The organism is Pseudomonas entomophila (assembly GCF_018417595.1).
Lineage (GTDB): Bacteria > Pseudomonadota > Gammaproteobacteria > Pseudomonadales > Pseudomonadaceae > Aquipseudomonas > Aquipseudomonas entomophila_C.
This window is the reverse complement of record NZ_CP070982.1, coordinates 36,058-54,123: the sequence shown is the minus strand read 5'-3', so window position 1 is coordinate 54,123 and position 18,066 is coordinate 36,058. Positions and strand designations below refer to the sequence as shown.

Annotated in this window: 21 protein-coding genes; 9 read left to right on the top strand and 12 right to left on the bottom strand. The window is 63.5% G+C overall.

Annotation, left to right across the window (positions count from 1 at the left end; genetic code table 11):
* Positions 1-14 precede the first annotated feature (14 nt).
* The 4 genes from JYG34_RS00260 to prlC form a co-directional block, all read right to left on the bottom strand.
* Complete coding sequence (locus JYG34_RS00260; RefSeq protein ID WP_213659019.1) at positions 15-1,073, bottom strand: PA0069 family radical SAM protein; 1,059 nt, start codon at positions 1,071-1,073, stop codon at positions 15-17.
* A 66-nt stretch (positions 1,074-1,139) separates the two neighbouring features.
* The gene (locus JYG34_RS00255) at positions 1,140-3,149 is read right to left on the bottom strand and encodes a M3 family metallopeptidase (RefSeq protein WP_213659018.1); all 2,010 of its coding nucleotides are present in this window, start codon (positions 3,147-3,149) and stop codon (positions 1,140-1,142) included.
* 130 nt (positions 3,150-3,279) lie between these two features.
* A complete protein-coding gene (locus JYG34_RS00250; protein ID WP_213659017.1) occupies positions 3,280-3,561 on the bottom strand; it encodes a YheV family putative zinc ribbon protein in 282 nt (93 codons plus the stop codon).
* Positions 3,558-5,645 (bottom strand): oligopeptidase A, encoded by a 2,088-nt coding sequence (gene prlC / locus JYG34_RS00245; protein WP_213659016.1) that lies wholly within the window; start codon positions 5,643-5,645, stop codon positions 3,558-3,560. Before prlC ends, JYG34_RS00250 begins: the two co-directional genes overlap by 4 nt.
* A 66-nt stretch (positions 5,646-5,711) precedes the next feature.
* Here prlC and JYG34_RS00240 point away from each other — a divergent pair, with 66 nt between their 5' ends.
* Complete coding sequence (locus JYG34_RS00240) at positions 5,712-6,260, top strand: gamma carbonic anhydrase family protein (protein ID WP_213659015.1); 549 nt, start codon at positions 5,712-5,714, stop codon at positions 6,258-6,260.
* A 101-nt stretch (positions 6,261-6,361) separates the two neighbouring features.
* Positions 6,362-7,012, top strand: a complete 651-nt coding sequence (locus tag JYG34_RS00235; RefSeq protein ID WP_213659014.1) for an HAD family hydrolase — start codon at positions 6,362-6,364, stop codon at positions 7,010-7,012.
* Between the two features lie 33 nt (positions 7,013-7,045).
* Here the strand turns inward: JYG34_RS00235 and JYG34_RS00230 are convergent, their stop codons facing one another.
* Positions 7,046-8,116, bottom strand: coding sequence for an aminopeptidase (locus tag JYG34_RS00230; protein WP_213659013.1), 1,071 nt, complete (start codon positions 8,114-8,116; stop codon positions 7,046-7,048).
* Between the two features lie 88 nt (positions 8,117-8,204).
* Here JYG34_RS00230 and JYG34_RS00225 point away from each other — a divergent pair, with 88 nt between their 5' ends.
* Both JYG34_RS00225 and JYG34_RS00220 read left to right on the top strand, forming a co-directional pair.
* Complete coding sequence (locus JYG34_RS00225; RefSeq protein WP_213659012.1) at positions 8,205-8,618, top strand: hypothetical protein; 414 nt, start codon at positions 8,205-8,207, stop codon at positions 8,616-8,618.
* A gap of 55 nt (positions 8,619-8,673) precedes the next feature.
* Positions 8,674-9,087 carry a hypothetical protein gene (locus tag JYG34_RS00220; RefSeq protein WP_213659011.1) on the top strand — a complete coding sequence of 138 codons (414 nt, stop codon included), beginning with the start codon at positions 8,674-8,676 and terminating at the stop codon, positions 9,085-9,087.
* 59 nt (positions 9,088-9,146) lie between these two features.
* On the opposite strand, the gene JYG34_RS00215 is transcribed toward JYG34_RS00220, so the two are convergent.
* Positions 9,147-9,380 (bottom strand): DUF1161 domain-containing protein, encoded by a 234-nt coding sequence (locus JYG34_RS00215; protein WP_213659010.1) that lies wholly within the window; start codon positions 9,378-9,380, stop codon positions 9,147-9,149.
* A 163-nt stretch (positions 9,381-9,543) separates the two neighbouring features.
* On the opposite strand from JYG34_RS00215, the gene JYG34_RS00210 reads away from it, so the two are divergent.
* Entirely contained in the window at positions 9,544-10,539 is a 996-nt protein-coding gene (locus tag JYG34_RS00210; RefSeq protein WP_213659009.1) for an LLM class flavin-dependent oxidoreductase, read from the top strand.
* Positions 10,540-10,669: 130 nt separating this feature from the next.
* Here the strand turns inward: JYG34_RS00210 and JYG34_RS00205 are convergent, their stop codons facing one another.
* Together JYG34_RS00205 and JYG34_RS00200 are read right to left on the bottom strand one after the other, a co-directional pair.
* Complete coding sequence (locus tag JYG34_RS00205; RefSeq protein ID WP_213659008.1) at positions 10,670-10,891, bottom strand: DUF1161 domain-containing protein; 222 nt, start codon at positions 10,889-10,891, stop codon at positions 10,670-10,672.
* 103 nt (positions 10,892-10,994) lie between these two features.
* Entirely contained in the window at positions 10,995-11,210 is a 216-nt protein-coding gene (locus tag JYG34_RS00200) for a dodecin (RefSeq protein WP_011531496.1), read from the bottom strand.
* A 117-nt stretch (positions 11,211-11,327) separates the two neighbouring features.
* Between JYG34_RS00200 and JYG34_RS00195 the strand changes: the two genes are divergently transcribed.
* Positions 11,328-11,651 carry a DUF883 family protein gene (locus tag JYG34_RS00195; RefSeq protein WP_213659007.1) on the top strand — a complete coding sequence of 108 codons (324 nt, stop codon included), beginning with the start codon at positions 11,328-11,330 and terminating at the stop codon, positions 11,649-11,651.
* On the opposite strand, the gene JYG34_RS00190 is transcribed toward JYG34_RS00195, so the two are convergent.
* Entirely contained in the window at positions 11,648-12,544 is an 897-nt protein-coding gene (locus JYG34_RS00190; RefSeq protein WP_213659006.1) for a LysR family transcriptional regulator, read from the bottom strand. The genes JYG34_RS00195 and JYG34_RS00190 overlap by 4 nt on opposite strands.
* 214 nt (positions 12,545-12,758) lie before the next feature.
* Here JYG34_RS00190 and trpB point away from each other — a divergent pair, with 214 nt between their 5' ends.
* Together trpB and trpA are read left to right on the top strand one after the other, a co-directional pair.
* Positions 12,759-13,976 (top strand): tryptophan synthase subunit beta, encoded by a 1,218-nt coding sequence (trpB, locus tag JYG34_RS00185; protein WP_110736082.1) that lies wholly within the window; start codon positions 12,759-12,761, stop codon positions 13,974-13,976.
* Positions 13,973-14,782: a tryptophan synthase subunit alpha gene (gene trpA / locus JYG34_RS00180; protein WP_213659005.1), complete on the top strand. Its 810-nt coding sequence runs from the start codon at positions 13,973-13,975 to the stop codon at positions 14,780-14,782. The genes trpB and trpA overlap by 4 nt, the downstream gene beginning before the upstream one ends.
* Before the next feature lie 121 nt (positions 14,783-14,903).
* Here trpA and JYG34_RS00175 read toward each other — a convergent pair whose 3' ends face one another.
* A complete protein-coding gene (locus tag JYG34_RS00175) occupies positions 14,904-16,151 on the bottom strand; it encodes an IS256 family transposase (RefSeq protein WP_213657248.1) in 1,248 nt (415 codons plus the stop codon).
* Between the two features lie 22 nt (positions 16,152-16,173).
* Here JYG34_RS00175 and JYG34_RS00170 point away from each other — a divergent pair, with 22 nt between their 5' ends.
* Complete coding sequence (locus JYG34_RS00170; protein WP_213659004.1) at positions 16,174-16,578, top strand: hypothetical protein; 405 nt, start codon at positions 16,174-16,176, stop codon at positions 16,576-16,578.
* A 47-nt stretch (positions 16,579-16,625) separates the two neighbouring features.
* Here JYG34_RS00170 and JYG34_RS00165 read toward each other — a convergent pair whose 3' ends face one another.
* Together JYG34_RS00165 and JYG34_RS00160 are read right to left on the bottom strand one after the other, a co-directional pair.
* A complete protein-coding gene (locus JYG34_RS00165) occupies positions 16,626-16,958 on the bottom strand; it encodes a DOPA 4,5-dioxygenase family protein (protein WP_213659003.1) in 333 nt (110 codons plus the stop codon).
* A 161-nt stretch (positions 16,959-17,119) separates the two neighbouring features.
* Positions 17,120-18,016: a choline sulfate utilization transcriptional regulator gene (locus tag JYG34_RS00160; RefSeq protein WP_213659002.1), complete on the bottom strand. Its 897-nt coding sequence runs from the start codon at positions 18,014-18,016 to the stop codon at positions 17,120-17,122.
* Positions 18,017-18,066 lie beyond the last annotated feature (50 nt).

Below are 18,066 nucleotides of genomic sequence, written 5' to 3'. Positions count from 1 at the left end.
AACTGGCACCCTGATCAAAACAACGCCATCTGCCCGCCTGGCGGGCAGAATGCGCTGCAATCCAGCTCCAACTCCTCCCGCCCTTCGAACCCCAGCCGCCTGGCTGCCTTGCGAAAGCGCTGTGCCAGCAATTCGGCGAACACCCCTTCACCGCGCATCCGCGCACCAAACCGACTGTCGTACAGCTCACCACCGCGGCTCTGGCGGATCAGGCTCAGCACATGAGCGGCGCGCTGTGGATAGTGGTCCTGCAGCCACTGCTCGAACAGCGGCGCCACCTCCAGCGGCAGGCGCAGCAGCATGTACGCCGCACTCTGCGCCCCGGCCTCCCTGGCCGCCTCCAGGAGATGCTCCAGCTCGCTGTCGTTGATCATCGGGATCAACGGCGAACACAGCACGCCCACCGGCACCCCAGCCTCGCGCAGCACGCGGATCGCCCGCAGGCGCGCCTTGGGCGCCGCCGCCCGTGGCTCCAAGGTGCGCTTGAGTTCGTCGTCGAGGGTAGTCAGGCTGATCATCACCCGCGCCAGGCGCTGGTTGGCCAGTTCGGCCAGCAGGTCGAGGTCGCGCAGTACCAACGAGCCCTTGGTGACGATGGTTACCGGGTGGCGGTAGCGCAGCAGCACTTCGAGCAGACGTCGGGTAAGCTGCTGTTCACGCTCGATGGGCTGGTAGGGGTCAGTGTTGGAACCCAGGTTGATCGGCGCGCAGACATAACCCGGCTTGCTCAGTTGCTGCTCGAGCACTTCGGCGGCGTTGGTCTTGGCGATCAACTTGGTCTCGAAGTCCAGGCCGGGGGAGAGATCCCAGTAGGCGTGGCTGGGACGGGCGTAGCAGTAGATGCAGCCATGCTCGCAGCCACGGTAGGGATTGATGGCGCGGTCGAAAGGCAGGTCGGGAGAGGTGTTGCGGCTGATGATGGTCCTGGCCGTTTCGACTCGCACTTCGGTGCCCTGGGTGGACGGAACTTCCTGGTGCCAGCCGTCGTCCTCCACCAGCGACAGGCGTGGAGCGAAGCGGTTGTGCGGGTTGTGAACCGTGCCACGGCCTCGTTGCGGTGCTGGCAGAATCATGTGCGGCCCCTTGTACTGTTTTTTTATACAGTACAAGGGGCCCAAGCAAACGGCCAGCGCCTTCGGTCAGCTCAGGCCATGCCAAGCGAGGAAGGCATCAGGGTTCGGCTCGCGGCCAAGGAATGCGCGCATACCTTCGCGCAGCGGACGGGCAGCACCGCTGTCGAGTAGCGCCACTTGCAAGGCCGCACCGCTGGTGCCATCCAGCAGGCCATTGCGCTGGAACCGGGTGAACAGATCGAAAGCATGCACATCCGACCAGACATAGGCGTAGTACCCGGCGTCGTAGTAACTTAACAGATGGTCGAAGGCATGCGCCGGGTGCTCATGTTCCTCCAGCCGCCAGAAGCCGCAACGCTCACGCGCTTCGTCCAGACGCTGGCGCAGGCTTCTGCCATCACTGGGCGTGGCGTGCAGGTCAAGGTCGAACAAGGCCAGGGCCAGGTCGTTGGCGGTTTGCTCGAGCGCCGCGCCGCGCAAACTGGCGAGCAAGGCTTGCAGAGGCTCGCGCTCGATTGGCCGGCCGTCGTCCTTGTGCGCCGAGATTCCCGCCAGGTAGTCCGTATCCCACGCCCAGCGTTCGAACAGCTTGCTGAAGACCTCGACCCCGTCCGCGCCCAGGTTGCTCACCCCCGAAGCCACATGGGTGGTGGTGCGCACCAGCAGATGATGCATGGCATGGCCGAACTCATGGAACAGCTTGAGCAGGTCGGTAGGTGCGAGCAGGGCAGGGCTGCCCTGCGGGATGTCGCTGAAGGCCATCACTACCGCGGGGTGGAAGCGGCCCTCCGCATCGACCCGTCGGTTACGCACGTAACGGGTCGCCACCAGGTCGGGCTGCTTGCCGGGATACTGCTCGGCGTCCAGGTAGAAATAGCCTATCAGCGCATGATCGAGCCACACTTCGAATGCTCTGACGCTTGGGTGCCATACCGCCATTGTGCCGGGCGTTTCGTCGGCGACCAGCCTCAGCCCGAACAGCTTCTGCACCAGCTCGACCAGCGCGTCGATCACTTTCGGCAACGGGAAGAACTCCCGGAAGGTATCCAGGGTGAGCAGCTGTCTGGCCTGCCGATCGAGGGTTTGCACGTAGCGCCGATCCCAGGGTTGCAAGGCGCCGAGCCCATGCTGCTCTGCCTGCGCTTGCAATGCCTCGCGCCGCTTGATCATCAACGGTTTCATGCGCGCCGCCAGGTCATGCAGGAAGCGCCGCACCTGCTTCGGGTTGCCGGCGCTCTTGGCGCGCAAGCTCAGCGCCGGGTAGTCGGTAAAGCCCAACAAGTGCGCCTTCTTTTCACGCTGCAGGGCCAGGTTGAGCAGGTGGGTGCCATTGTCCTGCTGCGCATCGCTGCTGACGCCGCGCTGATGGTGACGACGATAGACCGCCTCGCGCAGGCTGCGGTCGGCCGCTTGATCGAGCAGCGCGTGGGTCGAGCTGACATCGGCGCCAATCAGCCAACCCGACCGGCCATGATGCCTGGCCTGCTCCGCCAAGGCTTCGCGCATCCTGACAGGCAGCCCCGCCAGCAAGGCGGGATCGCTGACATGAGTGCCTTGCAGCTGCATGTTTTCGCCAAACATGCCGGCAATTTCCTGGATTTTTTCGTTGATCTGCGCAAGTTTCCGCTTACCTGCTTCATCCAGCAGCGCGCCGTGCCTGACGAAGGCATCGCGGTACCACTGCAAGGTGGCACGCTCATGGGCATCGAGGTTCATGCCCATGCGCTCTGCCAGTTGCTGATACAGGTCGCACAATTGCGCGCTGGCCAGTTTTTCATCGAATCGGCTGAGCAACTGCCCATAGGATTGGTTGAGCAGGTTCACCCAATCGTCGCCTTGGTAGGCCAGGGGCGATGCCGCCAGCAGCACGGCATTGAGCTGTGCATCCAGCTCATCTATCGCCAGCACCAGGTCATCCCAGGTCGGCAGTTCACGCTGCTGCTCGATGATCCGGGCAATGCCTTCGCGGTGGGCCGTGAGGGCATGGGCAAACGCCTCGCGGGCATTGGCCAGGGTCACCACGGCGTAGTCGACAGGCGTGGCGCTGGGTTGCAAGAGGGGGTTATCGGAAGACATGGGGGCCATCTCGCTCAGTTGAAGGTCTGGCGAGCATGGACGGCCACCTGGCGCTGGGTGCGTTGCACACCTACTACCCGGTGCCGCGGAACAGGCGGCCCGGGCACCACACCCGGGCCGCATGACGGCCTTACTCGGCCGGTTTCTTCAGCTTCGGATTGGGGAAGAACTGCACGGTCTGCACCTTTGCCGGCGGCGCCTTCGGCGCCAGGTGGTTGACCCGCGTGCCCAGTTCCGAAGGCACCGACAACCCTTGCTCGTTGAGGGTATCGGTGAATCCGCAGGCCACGCACTCGCGATGCGGCACGCCGTCATCGTTCCACATCATCAGCTTGTCCATCTCGCTGCACGCCGGGCATACCGCCCCGGCGATGAAGCGACGCTTGCTCTTGCTCACGGCTACCTCGCTCATGCCGCCGCGTCCTCGGTGAGGCCGCTGTGGCGCAACAATGCATCGATGGAGGGCTCACGGCCACGGAAGTCGACGAACAGCACCATCGGCTCGCGCGAACCGCCACGGGCCAGGATGGCTTCGCGGAACGCGCGACCGGTTTCGGCATTCAGCACGCCTTCTTCCTCGAAGCGCGAGAAGGCGTCGGCCGACAGCACTTCGGCCCACTTGTAGCTGTAGTAGCCCGCCGCGTAACCGCCGGCGAAGATGTGCGCGAAGCTGTTGGGGAAGCGGTTGTACGCCGGCGGGCGCATCACCGAGACCTCGTCGCGCACGCCTTCGAGCACCTGCAGCACGCCGCGGCCGTCGCCGTGGGTGGTGTGCAGTTCGAAGTCGAACAACGAGAACTCCAGCTGGCGCACCATCATCATGCCAGACTGGAAGTTCTTCGCCGCCAGCATCTTGTCCAGCAAGTCCTGGGGCAGCGGTTCGCCGGTCTGGTAGTGGCCGGAAATCAGCGCCAGGCCCTCGGGCTCCCAGCACCAGTTCTCCATGAACTGGCTCGGCAGTTCCACCGCGTCCCACGCCACGCCGTTGATGCCGGATACGCCGGCATGCTCGATGCGGGTCAGCAGGTGGTGCAGGCCGTGGCCGAACTCATGGAACAGGGTGGTGACTTCGTCATGGGTCAGCAGCGCAGGCTTGCCGGGCGCGGCCGGGGTGAAGTTGCACACCAGGTTGGCCACCGGGCTCTGCAGGCTGCCGGCGGCAGTGCGGCGACGGTCGCGGGCGCCGTCCATCCAGGCACCACCACGCTTGTTGGCGCGGGCATAGAGGTCGAAGAAGAAGCGACCGACGTGCTGGCCGTTCTCCTTGATCTCGAACAGGCGCACGTCCGGGTGCCAGCTGTCGAAGCCTTTGAGCTCGTTGATCTCGATGCCGTACAGGCGCTGGACGATGGCGAACAGGCCCGACAGCACCTTGTCGATCGGGAAGTAGGCGCGCAGGGCTTCCTGGGACACGCTGTAGCGCTGCTCGCGCAGCTTCTCGCCGAAGTAGCCGGCGTCCCAGCTGGCCAGCTCCGGGGTGCCTTGCTCGGCGGCATAAGCCTTGAGCTGCTCCAGGTCCTGGGCGGCGAACGGTTTGGACCGCTTGGCCAGGTCACGCAGGAAGCTCAGCACCTGGTCGCTGGACTCGGCCATCTTGGTGGCCAGGCTCAGTTCGGCGTAGTTCTTGTAGCCCAGCAACTTGGCCAATTCCTGACGCAGGTCGAGGATCTCTTCCATCACCGGGCCGTTGTCGAACTGGCCGGCATTCGGGCCCTGGTCGGAGGCGCGGGTGCAGTAGGCGGCGTACAGCTCTTCACGCAGGGCGCGGTCGCTGGCGTAGGTCATCACCGCGTAGTAGCTGGGGAACTCCAGGGTGATCAGCCAGCCGTCGAGGCCCTTGGCCTGGGCGGCGGCGGCCATCTGCGCCTTGGCCGAGTCGGTCAGGCCGGCCAGGGCCGCTTCGTCGGTGACGTGCTTGGTCCAGGCTTGGGTGGCGTCGAGCAACTGGTTGGAGAAGCGGCTGCCCAGCTCGCTGAGCTTGCTCTGCACCTCGGCGTAGCGCTGCTGCTTGTCGGCCGGCAGGTCGATGCCCGACAGGCGGAAGTCGCGCAGGGCGTGGTCGATGATGGTCTTCTGCGCCACGTCGAAGCCGGCGGCTTCGGGGCTGGCAGCCAGGGCTTCATAGGCTTCGAACAGGGCACGGTTCTGGCCCAGCTCGGTGGAATAGGCGCTCAGGGCAGGCAGGCACGACTCGTAGGCCTCGCGCAGCTCCTTGCTGTTGCACACCGCATTGAGGTGGCTGACCGGGCTCCAGGCGGCGCCCAGGCGGTCGTTGAGCTCGTCCATCGCCAGCACCAGGCCGGCCCAGGTCGGGTTCTTGCCCTGCTGTTCGAGGATGTCGGCGATGGCCTTGCGGTTGTCGGCGAGGATCTGCTCGATCGCCGGCAGCACATGCTCGGCGCGGATTGCCGAGAAGGGCGGCAGATCATGGGACTGCAGCAGCGGGTTGTTCGCACTCACGGTTCGGGTACCTTGGCAGGAGAAACACGGGACCATCTTAATTACAATCGACGCCGACCGCAGCAGGCAGCCTGCCTATCGGCATTGCAGAGGAACACTATCATGGCCCTCCGGACCTTCCAGCAACACTCGCCGAAAGTGGGAGCACGGGCCTTCGTCGACCGTTCGGCGGTGGTCATCGGCGACGTCGATATCGGCGAGGACAGCTCGATCTGGCCGCTGACCGTGGTGCGCGGCGACATGCACCGCATCCGCATCGGCGCGCGCACCAGCGTGCAGGACGGCAGCGTGCTGCACATCACCCACGCCGGGCCCTTCAACCCCGACGGTTTCCCGCTGATCATCGGCGACGAGGTGACCATCGGTCACAAGGTCATGCTGCATGGCTGCACCCTGGGCAACCGCATCCTGGTGGGCATGGGCAGCACGATCATGGACGGCGCCATCGTCGAGGACGAGGTGATCATCGGCGCCGGCAGCCTGGTACCACCGGGCAAGCGCCTGGTCAGCGGCTACCTGTACATGGGCAGCCCGGTGAAGCAGGTGCGCCTGCTGAGCGAGCAGGAGCACGCGTTCTTCCCCTACAGCGCCGGCAACTACGTGAAGCTCAAGGACCAGCACCTGGCCGAAGGCTACGACCAACCGGAATGACCCATTCGCGGGCAAGCCCGCCCCCACAGGCTTGTCCAGGCCCTGTAGGAGCGGGTTTACCCGCGAAGCAGTCGACCCAAGATTCGAGTGGAACCACCGACATGCACCAGCAGAACATCCTCTTCGACCTCGACGGCACCCTGACCGACCCGCGCTCAGGGATCACCCGTTCGATCCAGTACGCCCTGGCCAAGCTGGGCATCGACGAGCCCGACCTCGCCCGCCTCGAACACTTCATCGGCCCACCGTTGCTGCAGGCCTTCATGCAGTTCTACGGTTTCGACGAAGCCAAGGCGTGGCAGGCGGTGAACTTCTACCGCGAACGCTTCAAGGTGACCGGGCTTTACGAGAACCTGGTCTTCGACGGTGTGCCGGAGCTGCTGCAAGCCCTCAACGGCCAAGGCCGCACCCTGTACATCGCCACCTCCAAACCGTGGGAATATGCCCGCGAGATCGCCCGGCACTTTGCCTTCGACCAGCACTTCAAGGTGATCTACGGCAGCGAACTGGACGGCACCCGCACCAACAAGGTCGAGCTGATTCGTCACCTGCTGGATGAAGAACGGCTGGACCCGGCGCAGACCCTGATGATCGGCGACCGCAAGCACGACCTGATCGGCGCGCGCAGCAATGGGTTGCAGGCAGTAGCGGTGGGCTACGGGTTCGGCAGCCGGGAGGAACTGGAGGCCGAGGCGCCAGCGTTCCATTTCGAGACGCTGGCCGAACTGCATCAAGCGTTCATCACAGGCTGACATCTATTGGGGCTGCTTTGCAGCCCCTTTATCTCAAGGCCTTGCCATCAACCGTCCAAGCGCCGTCTTGCGCTGTTCGATCGGCATCCGCCCCAGCGCCTCGACCCGCTCATAGAACAGTGCCCAATCCCCAGCAACATCCTTGAACAACTGCGAAAACGCCGGAACCCACTGGTCATAAAGCCCAAAAGGCAGCAGCTTGGCATTGTTCAACGGCGCAAAGACCCAGGCATCGAACCGTCGATTCCCGCCCCAGTCCCGATCCCGCACCTCGCGGTATTCCCGGCGCAACCGCTCGAACTCTGCCTGCTTGGCCGCCCGCTTGCCCACCTCGTCCAGTGGCCCGGCATAAATCGCCTGCAACCGCTCACGGCTGGCCAATATCAGCCGGGTGAACTGCTCGCGTTGTTTCACGCTCCCGTCCTCGACCGCTGCAAGCCCACGCGCCATGCGCCATTGCCGCGATCCTTCCTGCTCAACGAAGGTAGCAAACGACTCGTTGAACTCGGTGTCGTCCTGCACGTAGAAGCGCTGGTGCGCCAGTTCGTGGAAGATCACCGTGGCCAGTCGTTCATCCCCCCAGCCGACCATGCTCGAAAGGATCGGGTCATCGAACCAGCCCAGCGTCGAGTAAGCCTCCACGCCGCCCACGTAGACATCCAGCCCCTCCTGGCGCATCAACGCCGCTGCGCCACGGGCATCACCCTGCCGGTAATAGCCGCGATAGGCCACGCAACCGGCGATGGGGAAGCAATGGGTCACCGGCTGCAAGGAAAGCTCCGGGGTGGCGAACACATTCCACACCACGTAGGGCCGCCTCAGGTCGGCATAGACCCGGTAACTGCCATTCTCCGGCAGCTTCAAGTGCTCGCTGGCGAATACCCGGGCCTGCTCGGCGAACTGCAGATGCTGGCGCAACACAGGCTGTGTGGCCGGGTCGGCGATCACCTGCGCCACTGGCTGTCGCGCCCGCAACAACTGCCATTGACCCTCGGCCAGCTGCCCGTAGTAGCCCACGCTGGAACAACCGTTCAGCAGGAACGCGGCCGCCATGGGAACAAACCGGATGAAAACACGGTCCAGAGCCCGACGGCTGCAGCGCATGAAAAGAAAAAGTCCAAACATCGAGGCTGTCTATCTCGCTCGTCGGCCGAATGCGACCAAGACTATCTCGCCAAGGGGAAGCTTCGCCATGCGTACTCTGTTTGCCGCCAGCACGCTCGTGCTGCTTTCAGGCTGTTCCACGTTGCCAGACCCCGACCCGAAACAGGCCTGGATCGACCTGGCCCCGGGCAACAACGATTCGCTGCACGCGGTGCAGGTGGACGAACGCGACTGGGCCGACACCCGCTACTTCGAGGTGCAGCCCGGCAATCACGAGCTGACCGTGCGCTACCAGTTCCCCGTGACGCCCAGCAATATCGGCGCGGTGGACGAACCGCTGTGGCGCGACTGCCAGCTCAACCTGACGTTCAAGGACTTCGCAGCCGGCCAGCGCTACCAGATGCAGGCGGGCAGCATTGGCTTTCGCCCCTGGATCAAGCTCTACGACCAGCAGCAGAAACTGCTCGGCCAAGGCGAACCGGCAGGTTGCCAACGCAGCTGAACCCCGTAAATGGCGCTATGCTTGTTTGCTGTGAACCGCGAGCGGGAGTTTCGCCATGCGCCAGCCCATGATGCTGTTCGCCATCAGCGCACTCGGGGCCTGCGCCAGCCCCTTGCCACCGGTCGACCCGTCCAAGGCCTGGGTCGACCTCTACACCATCACCCCTGGCCGCACCATCATGGCCGACCGACTCGATGGCAAGCGCCTGGATGACGGTCGCTACTTCCAGGTGACGCCCGGCAAGCACGAACTGGTGGTGCGCTTCGACTTCGAAGTGTCCTCCGGTCTTTTCACCACCGATCCCAGCGAACGCACCTGCTACCTCACCGTGCGTTTCAACGACTTCAAGGCCGGCGAACGCTACCGGCTGGAAGCACGGGCGCCGGTGATGCAGCCGCAGGTGCTGCTGTATGACGCCAGTCGCAAAGTGGTGGTGAACGAGCCAAGCGAAGTGTTCTGCATTCCGTGAAAACCGGCCCCTACGGATACGACGCATCTTTGTAGGGGCCGGCTTGCCGGCGAACCGGACTACCGATCGTTCTTCTGGTAGATGATCTTCTTCGTCCCGCCATCGCAGCTGCCCACGACCATGTTCGGGTCGCTGACCTCGCTGTTGGGCACGATCTCCAGCGTGTAGGAGGTGACCCCGCGCGCCTGGATCTTCGCCTCGATCTCGGCCTTCAGTTCTTCGCACGGCTTGGGGGCTGCCAGTGCGGCCGTGGCCAGAAGGGATACCAGCACGGCGATTGCTACGCGGATCATGGAACGGCTCCTGACAGGGCAGACACGCTGCCAACGCTGGTTAGACTACAGGAAACCGCCGCCGTTGCGCCTCGGGGCAAATGCACGCAGGCATTGAATCCTTCGAATCTGCCCATACAGAGTCCCAAAGGCCCCTGGCCAACCCCTTATTGCGGAGGCTCCGATGACGCACCTGCGTGACCTGAAGATATCCACCCTCGACCTCGTGCCCGTGCGCGCCGACGGCGGCCCGGCGCAGTCGCTGCGTAACTCGCTGGACCTGGCACAGCATGTCGAGCGTTTCGGTTACAACCGTTTCTGGGTGGCCGAACACCACAACATGGATGGTATCGCCAGCTCGGCCACCGCCGTGCTGATCGGCTACCTGGCCGGTGGCACATCGACCATTCGCATCGGCTCCGGTGGGGTAATGCTACCCAACCACGCACCGTTGGTGATCGCCGAGCAGTTCGGCACCCTGGCCAGCCTTTATCCGGGCCGCATCGACCTAGGCTTGGGTCGCGCCCCCGGTTCCGACCAGATGACCGCCCGCGCCCTGCGCCGCGAACGCTCCGGCAGCGCCGACGACTTCCCGGATGATGTGGAGGAGCTGTCGCGCTACCTGGGGCCGCGCACCGACGACCAAAAGGTCATCGCCGTACCGGGCCACGACACCGAAGTGCCGATGTGGCTGCTCGGCTCCAGCCTGTTCAGCGCGCAGCTGGCCGGCATGCGCGGCATGCCCTATGCCTTCGCGTCGCACTTCGCGCCGCGCTACATGCACGAGGCGATCCGCATCTACCGCGACCACTTCAAACCCTCGACGACGCTGGACAAGCCCTACGTGATGCTGGGCATCCCGATGGTGGTGGCCGAAACCGACGAGAAAGCCGAGTACCTGGCGACCTCGGTGTACCAGCGCATCCTCGCGCTGATCCGTGGCCAGAGCCTGATGCAGCGCCCGCCGGTCGAGAGCATGAACGGATTGTGGCTGCCCCATGAGCGCGATGCGGTGAGCAGCTTCCTGGGGTTGGCGATGATTGGCAGCCCGCAAAAGGTGCGGGCCAAGGTGGAGGTGCTGCTGGAGCAGACCGGGGCGGACGAGCTGATCTTCACCTGCGACCTGTATGAGCATGCCGACCGGGTCAGGTCCTATGAACTGATGGCGCAGGCCCTGTAGGAGCGGCTTCAGCCGCGAACACCGGCATAGCCGGTGCCAATCACCGCGTCGCTTACATCGCGGCTAAAGCCGCTCCTACAGACGGCAGTGTCTTTGTAGGAGCGGCTTTAGCCGCGAAGCATCCACCACATCAACCACGCCGGTAGACAATCTCCTTGCGCCCAGCCTCGCAGGTGCCAACCACCTTGCCCGCCGGCTCGCCCTTCTTGACGATCTCCAGCGTGTAACCCTTCACACCCTTGGCATCCAGTTTCGCTGCAATCTCCGCCTTGAGCTCCTCGCACGGCTTGCCCGCCGCCATCGCGCCACCGGCCAACACCATCAGCCCCACAGCCAGCATCAACTTCTTCATCGATCGCTTTCCTTGTACAGATCAAAGACGAAAAGGGCGCGAAGCCCGCGCCCTGGCACCTTGTTTACTCCATCACGCCGGGCAAGCCTAGCCCAGCCTGGTTTCAGCTGTTGGCGATCCGGAACCCAACCTTCAACGTAACCTGGAAGTGCGCAGCCTTGTTGTCGCGGATATGCCCGCGGGTATCGACCACCTCGAACCACTCCAGGTGCTTGATGCTCTTGCCAGCCTCGGCCAGGGCATTGTTGATCGCCTCTTCGATGCTGGTGGGCGAGGACCCGACCAGCTCGATCTTCTTGTAGGTGTGATGATCGGACATCAGTGTTCTCCTAACGGTGAAGTGTCAACTGAGCCTAGCAGCGCAAAATCCGATCGCACTTTCGCCGGCTTGCGCAGTCGCAACTCTTACAGCCCACCACCGCGAAGGAGAGTCACCATGGCCCACAACTCGCTGCGCAACGCCTCGCTGGAAAGCATGGAAGCGGAGATCGAGAGCCTGCTCAAGACGCTGGAGCACCTCAAGCACGATGCCTCGGAAGAATCACACAAAACCATGAAGGCGCTGCGCGGCAATGCCGAGAACGCCCTCAAGCATTCGCGCAACCTGCTCAGCGATGCCTACTCGCAGGTAAAGACCCGCACCCGCCAGACCGGCGTCGCCACCCGCGATTACGCCCAGCAACACCCCTGGACCACCGCTGGCGTGGCCATCGGCGCCTTGGGCCTGCTGGCCGCCTACCTGATGTGCCGTCGCGACTAACCCGCCTGCTGCTGCAACGCCCGGCGCAGCCACTGCGCCAGCTGCTCGGCGCGCCCGTCGGCGGCGCGCCGGGGCACCCACAAGGCCAGCGCCGCGCGGGTGGGGGAGAAACCCCATGGCGCGGCCAGCCGTCCGGCTTTCAGGTCGTCCGCCACCAGCGGTTGTGGCGCGATGGCCACGCCAAGCCCCGCGACTGCCGCCTCCAACAGGTAGTACAGATGCTCGAATGCCTGGCCGTAACTCAGCGCGCCAGGCTCGATGCCATGCTGCTGCGCCCAGGTCGGCCAGGCCTGTGGACGCGAGGTGGTGTGGAGCACTGCCTCTCGTTGCAAAGCCACGGCTGGCGCGGCTTTCAAACGATCGAAGCCTTCGAAGTGCGGGCTCATCACCGGGCCGATGCGCTCTTCGGCGAGCACGTGCACCTGCATGTCCGCCGGCCACGGCGGCTCGGCATACACCAGCAGTGCGTCCAACCCCGGGCGGCGAGGGTCGAGATCGCCTTCGCCCGCCGACAGGTGCAGGCGCAACTCTGGCAGGTCGGCTTTCAAACGTCCCAGGCGCGGGATGAACCAGCGCGCCAGCAGGCTGCCGGAGCAGCCAAGAACGAACGGCGCCTCGTCAGCGTCGCGGGAAAGCTCGGTGCAGACACTGCGCAAACGGTCAAACGCTTCGAAGCTCGCATCGCGCAAGCGTACACCGGCATCTGTGAGTTTGACGCCACGACCATCCTTGACGAACAACGCCACGCCCAAATGCTCCTCGAGCACCTTGATCTGTCGGCTTACAGCGCCGTGAGTCACATGAAGCGCCTCGGCCGCCTGGCTGACGCTATTGAGCCGGGCGGTCGCCTCGAAGGCCCGCAGGGCGTTGAGGGGAGGAAGGTCATGGGCCATTTTACTTGTGAGTTTTCCTGACAGGTTTGCGCAATCTTATCGGTTTTCAGCGGGGCATGTCGTGGGTAGAGTAAAGCCCATCGACCAGTGCCGGTCCCTTCGCGGGTAAACCCGCTCCCACAGATGCCGAGCGCCACACCGTACCTGTGGGAGCGGGTTTACCCGCGAAGAAGCCAACACGATCCCAACCTCTACACCGCCTATGGAGCGCCCCATGACCCAGACCCAATACCGCGCCGGCCCCGATGCCAACGGCCTGTTCGGCTCGTTCGGCGGCCGCTACGTGGCCGAAACCCTGATGCCCCTGGTGCTGGATCTTGCCCGCGAGTACGAAGCCGCCAAGGCCGACCCCAAGTTCCTCGAAGAACTCGCCTACTTCCAGCGCGACTACATCGGCCGCCCCAACCCGCTGTACTTCGCCGAGCGCCTGACCGAACACTGCGGCGGCGCGAAGATCTTCTTCAAGCGTGAAGAGCTCAACCACACCGGCGCGCACAAGGTGAACAACTGCATCGGCCAGGTGCTGCTGGCCAAGCGCATGGGCAAGAAACGCCTGATCGCCGAGACCGGCGCCGGCATGCACGGCGTGGCCACCGCCACCGTCGCCGCGCGCTTCGGCCTGCCCTGCGTGATCTACATGGGCGCCACCGACATCGAGCGCCAGCAGGCCAACGTGTTCCGCATGAAGCTGCTGGGCGCCGAGATCGTCCCGGTCACTGCCGGTACCGGCACGCTCAAGGACGCCATGAACGAGGCCCTGCGCGACTGGGTCACCAACGTCGACGACACCTTCTACCTGATCGGCACCGTGGCAGGTCCCCACCCGTACCCGGCGATGGTCCGTGACTTCCAGTCGATCATCGGCAAGGAAACCCGCGCCCAGCTGCAGGAGAAGGAAGGGCGCCTGCCCGACAGCCTGATCGCCTGCGTCGGCGGCGGCTCCAACGCCATGGGCCTGTTCCACGACTTCCTCGATGATGCCAGCGTGCAGATCATCGGTGTCGAAGCCGGCGGCCACGGCGTGCACACCGACAAGCACGCGGCCAGCCTGAACGGCGGCGTGCCGGGCGTGCTGCACGGCAACCGCACCTACCTGCTGCAGGACGACGACGGCCAGATCACCGACGCCCACTCGATCTCCGCAGGCCTCGACTACCCCGGCATCGGCCCGGAGCACGCCTACCTGCACGAAGTGAAGCGCGTGGAGTACGTCAGCATCACCGACGACGAAGCCCTGGACGCCTTCCACGCCACCTGCCGCCTGGAAGGCATCATCCCGGCGCTGGAAAGCTCCCACGCCCTGGCCGAAGCGATCAAGCGCGCGCCGAAGCTGCCCAAGGACCACCTGATGGTGATCTGCCTGTCCGGTCGTGGCGACAAGGACATGCAAACCGTGATGAACCACATGGCCGCCCAGGAGAAACAGGCATGAGCCGTCTCGAACAACGCTTCGCCGAACTCAAGGCCGAAGGCCGCTCCGCCCTGGTCACCTTCGTCACCGCTGGCGACCCGGGCTACGACGCTTCGTTGCAGATCCTCAAGGGCCTGCCAGCGGCTGGTGCCGACGTGATCGAGCTGGGCATGCCGTTCACCGACCCGATGGCCGACGGCGTGGCTATCCAGCTCGCCACCCTGCGCGCCCTGGAAGCCGGCCAGACCCTGGCCAAGACCCTGCAAATGGTTCGCGAATTCCGTGTCGATAACCAGACCACGCCGATCGTGCTGATGGGTTACTACAACCCGATCCACCGTTTCGGTGTGGCGCAGTTCGTCGCCGAGGCGAAAGAGGCCGGCGTCGATGGCCTGATCATCGTCGACCTGCCACCGGAGCACGACGCCGAGCTGGCCACCCCGGCCCAGGCCGCAGGCATCGACTTCATCCGCCTGACCACCCCGACCACCGACGATGCGCGCCTGCCGCGCGTGCTGGAGCGCAGCTCCGGGTTCGTCTACTACGTGTCGGTTGCAGGTGTGACGGGCGCGGGTTCGGCGACTACCGAGCATGTGACCGAGGCCATTGCCCGCCTGCGCCGGCATACCAATCTGCCGATCAGTGTTGGTTTCGGTATCCGTACGCCTGAACAGGCTGCAGCTATCGCCCGTCTGGCTGATGGTGTGGTGGTCGGTTCGGCGCTGGTCGACAAGATCGCCCAGGCCAAGGATGCCGGTCAGGCGGTGAAAGATGTGCTGAGCCTGTGCTCGCAGCTGGCTGAGGGTGTGCGCAGCGCTCGTCGCTGAAAACGTGCGGACGTGACCTAGCATTTTTGCTAGTTGTGTAGGGAAAATTCCACATTGCAGGGACTGTCAGATTTTTTGTGTGCGGGCCGGTAACGGCCTGCCGTCAGGCAGGCCCTGATTCTCACCAGGTCGGCCTGATGAACCGATCTCCGTACAGAATCGCAAATTGATTCATCGCGCTTTTCCAATCATGGGCCGGTTTTCCCCAATTGGCTGTTATGTTGCGCAATCCCAGCCAAATCAGTTTGGTCGCTGCGTCATCATTCGGGAAATGCCCGCGAGTCTTGATGACCTTGCGTAGCTGGGCGTTGATGCTCTCGATGGCGTTGGTGGTGTAAATCACCTTTCTGATGGCCGGTGGGAAGACGAAAAATGGAATCACTCGATCCCAGGCGCGTCTCCAGGCAGCCACCACCGTTGGATATTTCTCGCCCCACGGCCCGTTCTCAAACTCATCGAGTGCTTGCTCAGCCGCTTCAGCATTAATGGCTTGGTAAATCGGCTTCAGCTCCTTGGCCAGAGCCCGCCGCTTGTCCCAGGCCGCGAAGTCGAGGCTGTTGCGGATCAGGTGCACGATGCACGTTTGCAACGTCGTCTCTGGAAACACGGCACTGAGAGCCTCTGGCATACCTTTGAGGCCATCGGTCACGGCAATCAGCACATCTTCGACACCGCGCGTCTTGAGATCGTTAAAGACCTTCATCCAAAACTTCGCGCCCTCGGTGTTCTCGATCCAGATGCCCAGGATATCCCGCGTCCCGTCGGGGAGGACGCCCAGGGCCAGGTAAATGGCCTTGTTGCGCACCAGGCCCTCTTCGCGGATCTTCACCCGCAGTGCATCGAAGAAAATGACCGGGTACATCGGCTCCAGTGGCCGCTGTTGCCACGCGCCAATCTCGTCCATGACCTCGTCTGTCACAGAGCTGATGAAGTCGGGTGAGACCTCTGTTCCATACTGCTCGGACAAAAAGGCTCGGATCTCTCTGACCGTCATTCCACGGGCGTACATGGCGATGATCTTGTCATCGAAACCGGTGTACCGCCGCTCGTGCTTGGGGATCAGAATGGGCGAAAAACTGCCGTCTCGATCGCGAGGAATTTCCAGCCGCAGTGGGCCATCCCCCGTTAAAACCGTCTTGCCACTCTTGCCGTTACGCTGGTTGGTTTCATCCTCTGGGCGCTGCGCGCCCGGCGGATAGCCCAGGTGGTGGCCAAGCTCGGCATGCAGAGCGCGTTCGATCAGGGCCTTCTTGAACGCCGCAGAGGCATCCTCGATAGCTTCTGCGGTCATCAGGCCCTCACCGAACTGCTCCAGCAGCTCTTTGGGGATTTTGGGCAGGTCACGCAAGGGTTTCTTTTTGGTTGGCATACATGCACCTCTTACTCATGTTATGCCCGAACACAAAATTTCTGACACCCTCACATTGCATGATGAGCCTTCCAACCCTGCAAAAGGAATAGCAGTCATGCGATTGATCGGAACTACTCTATTGGCTCTTTTCATGATGGGCAACGCGGTTGCGGCAAACTGCCCATCTACGAAGGATATCGTTGAGGCCAGCACGGCTACCACTGATGATCACAACTTTTCAGGCTATGCATACACGGCTGGTCCGGGCTGGAACGGCTTTGTACCTAATGAGGATGAAAAAGGTACCAAAGGCATTCAGAAGGTCTCCAACCTTATCTTGGCACCGACAACCGACGAAAACCCAAACCCGAAAGTCGTCAACGGTTCCACCATCTGCCAGTATGTCGAGGTCGTTGGCGGTTTGAACTTGGTGCATAAAAAATAGCGAAAGAGTGGTGGCAGGCACTGCCTGCCACCACTCTCTTGCAGTGTTCAACCTTGAAAAATCGACAGATCCAACGGCCTTACTGCCCCCATCCAGATCGCATGATCGCGGTGATCCGCCAGCTCATCGCCGGTCTCAGGATGCAGGAACACCACCAGCCCCTTGCGATACAGCGCCAGCCACGGCAGCACCACACCCACCACCTCCGGCCCGAAGGCCAGCTGGCAGCTCCAGTCCGGGTGCGGGCCGACCGGTTTCTGGTGCATGCGCCCCATGGTCACGGGGAACAGGCGCGTCGCCTCCTCGCACAGCTCACGGGCCTGTTCCATGGTCGATGCGTCGTAGTACACGTGGGCGTGATAGCCCTTGATCCTTTGCACGGCAGCTCCTGATTGCGGTAATGCGAACATCTTGAAGTCTACGCCATCCGTGCAGGAGCGGCCTTGTGCCGCGAAAGGGGCGCGAAGCGGCCCCCAGATTTAAGCATTCCTGAAACATTGTAGGGGCTGCGTTGCAGCCCTTTCGCGGCACAAGGCCGCTCCTACAACCGCTCCTGCTCCAGCCAGTCTACGAACCGCTGGATCAACGCCCCGCGCCGTTTGCGCGGCGGCAGCACCACGTAATACCCGCGCGCCGACCGCAAACTGCCTTCCATAGGCCGACACAACAATCCTTGCTCGACCAGCCCATCGACCAGATGCGCCCAGCCAATCGCCACTCCTTGCCCGGCAATCGCGGCCTGGATCAGCAGCGTGTAGTTATCGAATCGCAACTGCCCGGACGGAGGCGGGCTGTCCACACCAAGACCACGAAACACTCCCGCCCAATCGAACCAGCGACTAGCCTGCTCACCCTTCAGATGCAGCAACGGCAATCGTTGCAAAGCCACGGCTGACAAGGGTTTGCCATGAGTCAGCCGTGGGCTGCAGACCGGGAAGACCTCCTCGTCGAACAACCAGCGACTCTCGCCCTGATGGAAGCGCCCATCGCCAAACAGCACCGCCACATCGATGTCCGGGCGCAACATCCCCTGGCTGCGCTCGCCGGTCACCAGGCTTACATCCACCTGTGGATAAGCCTCATGGAAACGCTGCAGACGCGGCATCAACCAGAACGCGGCAAACGCGAAGTCAGAGGCCACCTGCAATACCTCGCGCTGACCACGCCCGCTGGCCAAGGCAACACCATCGTCCATGGCCTGAAGCCCTTGATGTACCTGCTCGAACAGCAGCTGGCCCGCTTCGGTCAGCTCGATGCCCCGGTAGATACGGTCGAACAACCGCGTCCCCAGTTGCGCCTCCAGGCGCTTGACCTGCTGGCTCACAGCCGGCTGGGTTGTGCCCAGCTCAAGGGCCGCAGCCGTGAAGCTACGCAAGCGTGCGGCGGCCTCGAACACGCGCAAGGCATCGAGGGACAGGTCGGCAAGGTGCTCAAACATAAGCTTGGCTAATCCCAGTCATTGCCCGACGTGGGCTTTACCAAGGTTAT